Below are 12350 nucleotides of genomic sequence, written 5' to 3'. Positions count from 1 at the left end.
ATATCATATGCAGGAAATAACTAAGAAACAAACTCGCCATATCAAAAGCACTGATTACATTTCATCAGTGCTTCCGTTTTGTTTATTTAGAGTAGACAATTTTTTTTATTGTTTCAGTAGAGAGGTGATATTCATCAGATAATTGATTAATTGTTTTGCCGTTTTTAAATGCTTGTTTAATAGAAGTGTTTCTGTCATCGATTAGCTTTCTTGTTCCTGAACACGCACCCCATTTTTGATGAGAGGTTTCAGGCTTAGGGATATATATTGTTTTTCCTTGAACGTACTTTTGAATTTCCGATATCAGCTTTTCAGGTAAAATAGCGGTTGCTTTTACATATGCCATATCTGCCAGCTCCTTATTTTTTTATAGCCAAATAAGGTGCAAAGCCACTATATCAGAAAAGCTTACTTGGGCGATCTTTTAGAAAGTCTACCCCATGCAAAGTATCGCCTTTCCAATCATAGGCTTTGCATGGGACGTTGCGGAATCTAGCATTCTTATCTTACTTGCCATTTTCATCACCTCCCAACTATTCGATGATCATTTCCATTATAAAATAGATTAAAGCCTTATTGCATTTTGTTAAATAAAGTTGTAGCAAAAGGGCTTTTCCTAGAGAGAGGGGCTAAGGCTGATTGGCAATAAAAAAAGAGTAAGATTCAAGCCGAAAGCTTTTTATTATTACTTTAGATTCAAAATATTGACAAAACGATGTATTTTCAACAATAGAGCAGCTCCTTGATGTATACTGTGTCTGTATTTACAATATTTAGAAGGAGGTAATCGAATGAAAATCAGTTTGAAGAAAAATGCGGGTTTCTGGAAGAAAGCAGCGATTTCATCACTTGTTTTCATCATGTTTTTTACCCTGATGATGAGTGAAACGGTTTTTGCGGCGGGACTGAATAAGGATCAAAAACGCCGGGCAGAACAGCTGACCAGTATCTTTGAAAACGGCACGACGGAGATCCAATACGGATATGTCGAGCCATTGAATGATGGAAGAGGCTATACATGCGGACGGGCAGGCTTTACAACAGCTACCGGGGATGCATTGGAAGTAGTGGAAGTATACACAAAGGCGGTACCGAATAACAAACTGAAAAAGTACCTGCCTGAATTGCGTCGTCTGGCCAAGGAAGAAAGCGATGACATCAGCAATCTCAAGGGATTCGCTTCCGCCTGGGAGTCGCTTGGAAATGATAAGGACTTCCGCGCTGCTCAAGACGCAGTAAATGACAGCTTGTATTATCAGCCTGCCATGAAACGATCCGATCATGCCGGACTGAAAACGGCACTGGCAAGAGCTGTGATGTACGATACAGTTATTCAGCATGGCGATGGTGATGACCCCGACTCCTTTTATGCCTTGATCAAACGCACGAACAAAAAAGCGGGCGGTTCACCTAAAGACGGGATTGATGAGAAGAAATGGTTAAATAAATTCCTGGATGTGCGATATGACGACCTGATGAATCCGGCAGATCCTGACACCCGTGATGAGTGGAGAGAATCGGTTGCCCGTGTGGACGTGCTTCGCTCAATCGCCAAGGAGAACAACTATAATTTAAACGGACCGATTCATGTTCGCTCAAACGAATACGGTAATTTCGTAATCAAATAAGCATTGAGTGAATAAAGCGGCAGCGTTTCTTGTCGATGTTTAGTCAGAATTCTTCGCATGATTTGGAAAAGACAAGAGACAAACAAGCTCTTGTCTTTCCTATATATGATTGTTCAGCATAAAGATTTTAGAAAAATGTCAGTTATTGATCATGAAAGAATCACCAGGCATAAGCCTCAGGTGTCTCTCCTCCAGGTCCGGGAAAGATATCATTCAACATGTGGAGAATGTCCTCATCCAGACTGATTTCAACGGCTTTTATCGTATCACGCAGCTGCTCAACCGTTCTTGGTCCGATGATCGGCGCAGTTAAAACTGGATTTGCTAGCACCCATGCCAAAGCCACGTTTGCTTCTTTTTCTCCTAGTTCTTTGCATAAAGTTGAAAATTTCTCGAGTTGTGAGCGATGTTTTTCGATTAAATCTGCTCTTTTTGCTGTACGGGTTCCGGCATTGCTTTTCAGTGCCTTCCCGCCAAGAAGTCCTCCTGCAAGGGGACTCCACGCCACTACCCCTAAACCAAGATCCTGTGCAGCCGGCAGCACTTCCATCTCAGCTGTACGTTCTAATAAACTATACTTGTGCTGTTCAGTGACGAGTCCCATGAATCGCCGTTTTTCAGCTTCAGCTTGCGCTTTAACCAAATGCCAGCCTGCAAAGTTACTGGATCCAATATAGTCTACTTTGCCGGAGCGAACCTGAGCCTCAAAAGCTTCCCATACCTCATCCCACGGCGTCCGCCTATCGATATGATGCATTTGGTATAATTCTATATGATCCGTCTGAAGCCGCTTCAGCGATCCTTCCAGATGGCGTCTGATTTTGTATAGAGACAACCCCCTCCTATCATTTGGTCCGTCATTCGGATCAGAAATCGGTTCATATACTTTTGTCGCCAGAACGACTTTCTCGCGGCGCTGTCCTCCTTGTGCAAACCATTTTCCAATGATGCTCTCTGTCAAACCTGCATTTTCGCCCCAGCCGTAAATATTGGCAGTATCAAAAAATTGAATGCCGTTATCGAGCGCTTCATCCATGATACGGAACGCCGTCTTTTCATCTGTATCAACTCCAAAATTCATCGTGCCTAAACATAAACGGCTCACCCGCAATCCTGTTCTTCCTAAAAAGGTATATTCCATAACAAATCTCTCCTCATCATTTTTTTTGCAACAGCTGCAATTCAATTGATTCAACAATTGTTTCATTCTCTGTTACGATTACAAAGACGATACAAACGTAAAGCAGACGCAAAAATAATAGGAGGTTTTTTCAAATGAATATTGAGGATCTATGGGATCAATTTCACCAGCCGTTAAAAACATTTATTTCGCATAGGGTTAACGATCAATCTATGGTTGATGACATATTGCAAATCGTATTTATGAAAATACAAGTTCATCTCCCAAATCTGATTGATGAACAAAAGATTCATAGCTGGATCTATCAGATTACTAGAAATACAATTATTGATTTTTATCGCACAAAAAAATCAAGTGAAATACTGCCTGACCCTCTGCATTTTGATGACAATGCAGAGGAAGAAAATTTCACTAAAGAAGCAGCGGGTTGTATTCGCTCGACCATCAAAAGGTTGCCGGAAAAGTATCGAGAGGCGCTCGAACTGACTGAATTTCAAGGGTTATCACAAAAGGAGTTAAGTGAAAAGCTCGGCATTTCTTACTCGGGCGCAAAATCAAGGGTACAACGCGGACGGGGAAAATTAAAACAACTGCTTGAAGGATGCTGTCATATTGAAGCCGATCGATATGGAAATATCGTAGACTTTCGTATTGTAAAGGAAACTGACTAACAAAGTCAGTTTTTTAATGAAATTGGCCATCCGCTGCCAGATACGATTCAGTAATATGAGGAGCATTTTCCCTTTGATGTTTCCACGAGATATATGTATAATATAAATCGTAATGTTTTCGATTTAATGAAAAAGGAGTGTTGGAATGAAGATTTTATTTGCAAAGAGGTTAGGTATATTAACTATTGGTTCATTACTCGTATTGGCAGGATGTCAGACTTCCGGTTCATCAAAAGGTGAGTCTAATAAAACAACATCATCCTCGGCTGTTGCAGAAGACTCTTCCAAAACGCAAGAGCAAGCATCTGAAAGTCACACACACGAAAGTGCTCACGCTCATGATCATGAGCACGATCATAGTCATGCGCATGATGAAGAAACAGAAAAAATTTATGAAGGCTATTTTAAAAACAGCCAAGTAAAGGATCGTTCACTTTCTGATTGGGAAGGAGACTGGCAATCTGTATATCCATACCTGCAAGATGGTACTCTTGACGAAGTATTTTCATATAAATCAGAACATGAAGGTGACAAGACAGCTGAAGAATATAAAGAGTACTATAAAAAAGGGTATAAAACAGATGTTGACCGTATCTTAATTCAAAAAGATGCTGTAACGTTCTTCAAAAATGGAAAAGAATATTCTGGTAAGTATACCTATGACGGGTACGAAATTCTAACATATGATGGAGGCAATAGAGGGGTAAGATACATATTCAAACTAGCTAAAGAAGCTGAAGGGCTCCCTCAGTATATTCAGTTTAGTGATCATAGTATCTATCCGACTAAAGCTAGTCATTACCATCTGTATTGGGGTGATGACCGTGAAGCTTTACTTGATGAAGTCAAACACTGGCCTACCTACTACCCGTCAAAAATGGATGGACACGATATTGCCCATGATATGATGGCGCATTAAATGATGATTACCATAAAATATGGTGTTCTTTTATAATAAAGTTGTTCTGTAATGTTTTCACTGTGAAAAATTTATAGAATGCGGAAACACGCCTAGTCCTTTATGAATGCTTAGATGCCCCTGTGTTAGCTGCTGGCTCCTCGTCAGCAGCTTTTTGCTTCTGTAGTTTTCTTCCGTTTCTTTCTCTCAGCTTGTAGGTGACTTCTATTTCATTGACGCCTAGAAAAAATAAACAAAACATTAATAAAACAACGCTATTTCATTAATAAATGTAAGATACGATCAATAATAACTTGACGGTTGGGGAAAAGCTTTTTGAGATAAGAGTAAGGGAGAGTATGATGAAAAAATGAAATTACTAAGGATGAAGAAGCATTTAGTAGTGGCTTTATTTTCTCTGGTATTATTTCAGAGTTCTGTGAGTGAATGTTATGCGAGCACAACAACGAAAGCCAAAACTGTAACACTGCCGCCGCCCCCTCCTTCAGGATATTTCGTAGATCATTACAAAAATAACAGCTCTGCTAATACTACAGTGAATTCCAATCCTACGATCGGGGTACTTTCCGAATTTAATAAGCTTTGGACTCCCGGAAGTACTTGGGATAGTGGTGCCAAACTGAACAGCAGCGTGTTGGATGCCAACATTCAAAAAGTTGTTGACATTGCTGAACGCCGTACGATTAGTGAGGAAAATGCCGCATATTTTGATGATCGCAGGAATCAGAGCTACAGTGTGATTGACGGTCTAGGTCCGCTTACCGATGTATATCGAATGAAGGCGGGCGCGACGACAACGATCAACAGTATCCCGGCAGATGCCACGATAAAAAAATATCATGATGAAGGAACCAATTCTGGCAGCACGAGTTCCAGTCTCGGCAGCATCGTGAGCTTGGTCAATACGTTACGCGGCCCCTATTCTTCAACGAACCCGGCTAAGGGATACTTTCAATATCCCCGCCCGTTTCGCTGGGAAAGCAATTCTATTCTTGTTCCAACCCTTGTTCCCGCTATCAATCCTGATCCGAGCAAAGACGGAGGTTTTCCCAGCGGACATACGAATGCCGCATACCTTAGCGCTTTTGCTATGGCTTATGCCGTACCAGAGCGTTATCAGGAACTCCTTACCCGGGCTTCGGAGCTCGGCAATAACCGCATTGTTGCCGGTATGCATTCCCCGCTTGATGTAATGGGAGGACGTGTCATGGCAACTGGCTTGGCGGCTGCAATTTTATCTGATCCCGCCAATAAAAATTTGAAAAAGGCTGCTTATGATGAAGCCCACAGTAAGTTGTTAACGCAAACTGGTACAGCGGAAGATCGATTCAGCGATTATGACATGAATAAAAAACAATATATTCAACGATTGACATACGGATTTGAGCAAATCAATTCACCTGCTAAACCAATGGTGGTTTCTAAGGGAGCTGAAGTCCTGCTGGAAACTCGTTTTCCTTACCTTGACAACACGCAGCGCCGTTGGATTTTAGCTACTACCAGTCTTCCTTCCGGCTATCCTGTTCTTGATGATCCAGAGGGATGGGGACGGCTTAATCTCTTTTCGGCCGCAGATGGATATGGCGCTTTTGCCAAAGACGTTACCGTGAATATGGATTCTTCAAAAGGCGGCTTCCATGCATTGGATCGCTGGCGCAACGATATCTCCGGTACCGGAAAGCTGACTAAAAAGGGGACAGGCACATTAAAGCTGGAGGGGAACAATACATATTCCGGCGGTATACGGATTGATCAGGGAACACTTGAGGGCGACTCGAAGACAGCCTTTGGGAGAGGCGATGTTTCAAACAACGGAGGCACCCTGAAGGAAGAGGTATCAGGAAAACTGGTCATCGGAGGAGACTACAAACAATCTGCCAAAGGTATACTTGAGCTGAATCTCAGCGGAAAAAATGATCTGCTTCACATTAAGGGCAAGGCAAAAATGAAAGGGACATTACGTCTCCATTTTACGGACAATTACGCACCGGCTGATGGTTCCACAATCATCACCTATCAAAATCGGCATGGGGCATTTTCTTCAATCGAGACCGTCGGATTGCCAAGCGAGTACAAAGTGGAAGTCATCTATAAGTCCAACCATATCCAATTAAAAGTCAAGGCAAAATAAGTTTGCATCCCAAGCATCTGCCAACTTAAAAAAGAGCAGTTTACTCCATAAAGAATATGTTTTCAAGCTGGTGCTAAGTTGGCACCAGTTTTTTTGTTTATGGTGCCCGTTATGATTGATGATACTGGTAAACAGGTTAACGCACCGCCAGTAAACATACACAGGCAGTACACCAACGGGAGCTTCTATTTGTTTAATTAGCGTTGGAAGGATTTTTTTATACATGGGAAATAGTATAGAGAGGTATGATTTTAGAGGTGCTGATCGTGCAAATTAACCAATCGGATTGTTTTATTCACTTATTCATTTTTGGTTAAATAAAGTAGAGGAAATCAGTAGTTAAAGAAAAAACTTAGGCAGTTATATGTTGAAGGAGAGGCAATCAATGAAAAATAGAAAGGAAGCAATTGATTATTGTTTGAGTTTTAAAAATGTATATGAAGATTATCCGTTCCGTGATAAGAATTGGACATTAATGCGACACGATAAAAACAGAAAAGTGTTTGCCTGGATATTTGAAAAAGATGATTATATTTGGATCAATGTGAAGTGTGAACCCGGTTTTATCGATTTCTGGAGACACAAATACACTTCGGTAGTTCCAGCATTTCATCTCAATAAAGACCATTGGAATTCTATCATTCTTGACGGAACTGTTCCAGAGGAAGACATATACGATATGATCAAACAAAGCTACATGTTAACTAAAACTAAGTAAGCGACAGACCTGAGGGAGAGGGTTATACCTAAAGCCTTAAGCGCTAAAAGAGCCTTGCGTCGCATAATATGGAAAGATGGCAACTGGTTTGAACATAGTAAAGGAAAAAAGCTTAATCTTTTAAGGAATAAGCTTTTTTAATAACTCATATTCATAATCTATGCCTATCAGCCTTGAATAACTTTCTTTATAAAGTCAGCCATTAATTCCTGAACGATGTCTTCACAGCTCTTTACCTCAGTAATGAGATCTATAGCCGTGTTCACAGAGACAATTCCTTCATCCAGCGAGCCTATCGTGAATCACTACATAAAGCACAGAAGATGGAGTCAAAGAAATCACAAGACGATATAGAATGTTCATTTAACACTCGAGCCACAATGGATCACTTTACACATCTTCTAAGAGATACTACCTTCCTTTTTTCAACCATTTTAAAACTGCGTAACAAATCATAAACCCTATAGTGACTATAAGGGCAATCCTTTTGTGCCTGCTTAACGAGCGATCGCTATGAAATGGGCTAGATAATTTCTTGGTGGATATGTTTAACAAAGAACGAAAAAGAAGATCGTCTTAAACAGGTTTTTTCTCAAGATCGGTCAGTTAGGATTTTGAAGGTAACCGTGTATAGTGAAAGAAACAATTCTTAGAACTAAGAAGAAAGGAAGAGATTGATGAAGGAATATTTTACAATTGGAGAAACAGCCCGTCTAAATAACATCTCAATTCAAACATTGCGCTATTATGATAGGATCGGAATTTTCAAGCCTTATTATACAGATCAGGATAATGGCTATCGGTACTACCATGTTAAACAGTTCTTTTATTTAGATATTATCAAGTATCTAAAATATATGAAAACGCCTCTGGAAGAAATCAAGCGTTTCACCTCATCTACTTGTACCCCTGAACATATGCAGCAATTTCTTGAGAAGCAAGAAAGCGTTATTGTGCAAGAAATGGAAAAACTCGAACGTGCCCGTCAATTACTTCATAGGAGAAGGAATCAGCTTAATGAACAATTAGACATATGCAGTAAAAAAGATGAAGGTTTCGTTTATTTTCGGTATATAGATGAACAAACAATATTAAAAGTAGAGACGCCTCAAGTTAATCCTCATAATCAATCAGATTTGTATTACAGAAAGCTGGCTGATGTTCTAGAAAAAATAGGAGATGTAGTAGATAACTATTATGGATTCATTTATGATTTCAAGCCCTATAAGGATTCTCGTGACATTTATTGCAACAGTATTTATACGGCTGTTTGCAAGGAGAAAAAGATAGACATAGTAGAAAAAAACATAAGGTTAGATACGATACCGTCCGGTGAATATGTATGTATCGCATTTGATTGGTCTGCAAAAAATTATGATGAATATTATCAAAAACTTTATCAATATATTGAATCTCATGGCATCCAAACAGAGGGAAAAGTATATCAAGTTTCTCTTCCAATCGACTTTAACTCATTAAGAGAAGAAAACTTCCTCACAGAATTAAGAGTGCTAAAAAAATAACTAACCCTTGACCCTATAGTTGCTATAGGGTTTATGATTTGTTCATCATTCTTATGAATATTTGAAAGGAAGGTGTATAAGATGACAAATAAAGAAGATAAGACACTTCGATTACTCATGCCGCAATGGCAAGGCGGCAACAACCCTCCGTACGTACTCGGAGCACACTTATTAAACTGGCTTGCTCCTAAAACGAATGGTCCATTTGAAGAAGTACCTGTCGATTTAGATGTGTGCCTTGAAAAAGAGCAGGGGATTGTTGGCAGGAGTGTTTTATTAAAGCAAGCTCGATCTGCCAAAAGCTTAATTCAAAAGCACAGGCCTGATCGTGTTATCGTTCTTGGCGGCGATTGCGGTGTAGAACTTGCTCCTTTTGCATACTTAAACGAAAAATACGATGGAGATACTGCTTTGTTATGGGTCGATTTACATCCTGACGTCTCCATTCCTGAGGATTGGCCAAACCACCATGCTCATGTACTTGCTAATTTGCTGGGTATCGGTGATAAGGAATTCGTCGCTGAGGTACCTCGTCCATTTAAACCGGAACAGGTATTGTTTGTCGGGTTGAACGATATGATGGAAGCACTTCACTCTAAACCGTTACAGAATATGAAATTCGATATTGCAACCCCAGATGATATTGAAGAAGACAGTTCCAAGGTACTTCAGTGGCTGGATTCACGCAAACCTTCTAAGGTTATCGTTCATTTTGATTTAGATGTACTGGACCTAAGGGAATTCCGTTCTCTCTTAATTGCGAATCCTGATACTTACGATGAAATGGTTGGAAAAGCTCCAAAAGCATCCAGCATCGAAACAATTATACGGGTGCTTCAAGATGTAGCCAAAGCCCATGATGTTGCAGGATTAGGGATTACAGAACATTTTCCATGGGATGCGTATAACTTACAAAATATGTTGCAGCGACTTCCATTACTGGGGGATATCAATAAAAAGGATAAAGCCCCATTTAACTGGATCTTTTAAACATGATGAAAAAACCAACCTAGAATACTTAGAACCAACTAATTTCTACATGATCTTCAAGTGAAACGGGATTTTAAGTTTTCCGTTTCGCCGTTAATAAAGGGAAAAGGCTTTACCTGCCCAAAACAAGAATGATTTACATGACGCAGAAGGTTGTTGTTTACTTAAATATCCGTTCGTTATGTCATCAATGGACGTAATGAATGAGAGAAGAAGTTATTTAACAGTTCACTGCTGTTAATAAAAGCCTAATTAAAGCACACCAGCCTTGAAGTGACAAATTAGCTCAAAAGTATGGTGAAGGAAGATAGACTCCTCAGAATAATGAAGTTAATCATATTAGAGCTGTACGTGCTGCTTTAGCTTTTGATAGCGTTTACGTTCAAACACGTTTTATCGTATCTCCAATTCTAATAAAAAATGAATCTAAAACAAAAGGAGCGATGAATATGAGAGCACCGATAGATGAACCGATTTGGTATGCCTACCCTGGAATGGTAGCTGTAGTTACGGCTCAATATGAAGGTGAAAAAAACGCAATGGCTTCCGGTTGGCATACGTATATCGGATCTTCTCCTGGAATGTATGGGATATCAGTAAACAAAGAGACATATACTTACAAAATGATTGAGAAAAGTGGTGTTTTCGGTGTGAATTTCCTTCCAGGGAGATGTTCGGAATTCATCCAAGCATTAGGCACCCACAGTGGCAGAGATATAAATAAGTTTGAAGAATTTAATATTCAATACGAAGAAGGGCTAAAAGCTGAGATACCGATTTTAACTGATGCGTATTTTGCTTATGAGTGTAAAGTACACAGTATATCCACTTTGGGCGATCAAGAGTGGATTGTGGGAGAAGTTTTACAGAGATATCAAGATAAAGAGCTTTTCTTAAAAAATGGAATGCCAAATTTAGAAAAATTAGATATTCCGCTTCATATTGGAAAGTCTAGCTACCGAATATTAAATAGTAAAGCAGAGGAACGTCAACACGACTTTTATTCCAAAACTGATTGAAACATTCAGGTTCCTCCACATTCATTGTTACGTGGCATACAATGCTCATAAAACCACTATGCCTTGGGGTGCAGTGGATTCCGCTGGAAATCCATTGACTTAAACTAAGCAAAAAGAAACCTTAGACCGCAAAGCTTCTTCAAGAAAGCTTTGCGGTTTATATTTCTAAGCCCCGATTCATCTCACTCTGAAAAGGTATTTCAACTTTCTCTTTCATCAACAAAGTCCATAAAGAACATTCCCTCACAAAATGAAAAGAAGGATCATGTAATGCGTTATTTCTCTTATCTATTAGCGTTTCTAGCAGGAACAGCTCTTAGCTTTGAAGGAGGCATATATTCCGAAAAACAATAGGGAAATTGGAAACCAGTTTTTACAACTTCTCTATGTCCGAAAAAAGAGGGGAGAGATCCAGTATTTGATCCGGAAAAACTAGGGATAAAGAATGCACATTTTTGGGAGAAAGAGTATCAGGTAATAAAAAATGATGAAGAAGGAAGTAAGGTCAAGGAAGTGCTTTAATATTCTAGGTGAACGAACGTCATCCTTGGAATATTCTGGTTATCTGAAGAACCAAGGGTTTTTAGCCATTGGTTCTTTTACTATTAGATGTTATTAATTTGAGGACCAACAAATTATGGTTTTATTCCATAGTATCGTTCGACAAATTCCGTGAATTGTAGACAACTTCCTGACTATTTGGATAATTATCTGATAGGAGGGGAAAAGTTGTCATATTTCATTATACTTATAATTGTTGCATTAATCGGAGCATTGGTAACAGCAGCAGTCGGTGTCATATCTTTAAAAGTGGAGATGATCTCTCCGAAAACTCCAATAGAGTCTAAAGAGGAAGAACAGAAAAGCTTTTATACGCTGAAATAAAGTAGAGAAAGAGCATCTCCTGCGGGGTGCTTTTTAATACAGAGGAGTTGGGAAAACTGAATCAAACGAATTTATTTTTAAGATTCGCCCTTGAAATCGCTGCACTCATTTCCATAGGTGTGTTTGCATGGACCCACTTTAATGGTTTTTTTAAATATGTTCTATCATTAGTTTTACCGATTGTAGTTATGGTGATCTGGTCCGTGTTTGCAGTGCCTAATGATCCTAGTCGAAGTGGACAAACTGTAATAGCCATAAACGGGCTAACAAGATTAGTTATTGAATTATTGATCTTCACAATGGCTGTTGCAGCGCTTTATTTTAGTAATGCAAAAACGGTTGGTATCATGTTTTTTTGTCTTATATTGCTACACTACATCACTTCAGCTGATCGTATAAAATGGCTTCTAAAACAATAGTGAATTATTTTTAAGCAAACATTGGGGACGATTTTAAAAAACTAAAGCTCGATATACAGCTTCAGAAAGATGAAGATTTGTAAAAATGGCCTGGTTCAGAAACTTTATCAGCATTTGGAGTTAATCACATAACAAAACAGACGCCATAAAGATTTCTTATGGCGTCTGATGGATATGGGGCAAGGTGAGTTCTTAATAGCTGCCAAAGAAAGATGTCCCAACGATAATTAATAGGATGAATAGCACCACAATTAATGGAAATGACCGCATAACATCACCTTCCTTAAAAGAGGATAGTACATGATA

Annotated in this window: 13 protein-coding genes and 1 pseudogene; 11 read left to right on the top strand and 3 right to left on the bottom strand. The window is 39.3% G+C overall.

Translation table 11 applies throughout. From position 1 onward, the window contains the following. Nucleotides 1-82: 82 nt before the first annotated feature. Complete coding sequence (locus tag BSI_RS15100) at nucleotides 83-346, bottom strand: CD3324 family protein (RefSeq protein ID WP_003237267.1); 264 nt, start codon at nucleotides 344-346, stop codon at nucleotides 83-85. Nucleotides 347-791: 445 nt separating this feature from the next. On the opposite strand from BSI_RS15100, the gene csn reads away from it, so the two are divergent. Next, a complete protein-coding gene (gene csn / locus BSI_RS15105; RefSeq protein ID WP_003237265.1) occupies nucleotides 792-1628 on the top strand; it encodes a chitosanase in 837 nt (278 codons plus the stop codon). A gap of 160 nt (nucleotides 1629-1788) precedes the next feature. Here the strand turns inward: csn and BSI_RS15110 are convergent, their stop codons facing one another. After that, a complete protein-coding gene (locus BSI_RS15110; RefSeq protein ID WP_003237263.1) occupies nucleotides 1789-2769 on the bottom strand; it encodes an aldo/keto reductase in 981 nt (326 codons plus the stop codon). A 134-nt stretch (nucleotides 2770-2903) separates the two neighbouring features. Here BSI_RS15110 and sigZ point away from each other — a divergent pair, with 134 nt between their 5' ends. From sigZ to BSI_RS0120870, 10 genes and pseudogenes are all read left to right on the top strand, one after another. Then, nucleotides 2904-3440 (top strand): RNA polymerase sigma factor SigZ, encoded by a 537-nt coding sequence (sigZ, locus tag BSI_RS15115; RefSeq protein ID WP_003237261.1) that lies wholly within the window; start codon nucleotides 2904-2906, stop codon nucleotides 3438-3440. A 145-nt stretch (nucleotides 3441-3585) separates the two neighbouring features. Next, on the top strand, nucleotides 3586-4359 hold the full coding sequence (locus BSI_RS15120; RefSeq protein ID WP_003237259.1) for a metal-binding protein ZinT: 774 nt from the start codon (nucleotides 3586-3588) through the stop codon (nucleotides 4357-4359). Between the two features lie 349 nt (nucleotides 4360-4708). Then, a complete protein-coding gene (locus BSI_RS15125; RefSeq protein ID WP_032731896.1) occupies nucleotides 4709-6490 on the top strand; it encodes an acid phosphatase in 1782 nt (593 codons plus the stop codon). 385 nt (nucleotides 6491-6875) lie between these two features. Continuing rightward, the gene (locus BSI_RS15130; protein ID WP_003237252.1) at nucleotides 6876-7208 is read left to right on the top strand and encodes an MmcQ/YjbR family DNA-binding protein; all 333 of its coding nucleotides are present in this window, start codon (nucleotides 6876-6878) and stop codon (nucleotides 7206-7208) included. Between the two features lie 677 nt (nucleotides 7209-7885). Then, a complete protein-coding gene (locus BSI_RS15135; protein WP_003237250.1) occupies nucleotides 7886-8731 on the top strand; it encodes a MerR family transcriptional regulator in 846 nt (281 codons plus the stop codon). Between the two features lie 81 nt (nucleotides 8732-8812). Further along, entirely contained in the window at nucleotides 8813-9721 is a 909-nt protein-coding gene (locus BSI_RS15140) for an arginase family protein (RefSeq protein WP_003237248.1), read from the top strand. A gap of 449 nt (nucleotides 9722-10170) precedes the next feature. Continuing rightward, complete coding sequence (locus BSI_RS15145) at nucleotides 10171-10740, top strand: flavin reductase family protein (RefSeq protein ID WP_003237246.1); 570 nt, start codon at nucleotides 10171-10173, stop codon at nucleotides 10738-10740. Nucleotides 10741-11133: 393 nt separating this feature from the next. Then, nucleotides 11134-11262, top strand: a pseudogene (locus BSI_RS22975) (hypothetical protein); the annotation flags it as partial. Nucleotides 11263-11469: 207 nt separating this feature from the next. Next, complete coding sequence (locus tag BSI_RS22670; protein WP_003237242.1) at nucleotides 11470-11625, top strand: hypothetical protein; 156 nt, start codon at nucleotides 11470-11472, stop codon at nucleotides 11623-11625. A 47-nt stretch (nucleotides 11626-11672) separates the two neighbouring features. Then, nucleotides 11673-12044, top strand: coding sequence for a YrdB family protein (locus BSI_RS0120870; RefSeq protein WP_032731967.1), 372 nt, complete (start codon nucleotides 11673-11675; stop codon nucleotides 12042-12044). Nucleotides 12045-12236: 192 nt separating this feature from the next. On the opposite strand, the gene BSI_RS22040 is transcribed toward BSI_RS0120870, so the two are convergent. Continuing rightward, nucleotides 12237-12314 carry a YjcZ family sporulation protein gene (locus BSI_RS22040; RefSeq protein ID WP_080030810.1) on the bottom strand — a complete coding sequence of 26 codons (78 nt, stop codon included), beginning with the start codon at nucleotides 12312-12314 and terminating at the stop codon, nucleotides 12237-12239. Between the last annotated feature and the right edge of the window lie 36 nt (nucleotides 12315-12350).

The sequence above is a fragment of the Bacillus inaquosorum KCTC 13429 genome (genome assembly GCF_000332645.1).
Lineage (GTDB): Bacteria > Bacillota > Bacilli > Bacillales > Bacillaceae > Bacillus > Bacillus inaquosorum.
The sequence above is the reverse complement of the archived record's forward strand: the minus strand, read 5'-3'. Positions and strand labels throughout refer to the sequence as shown.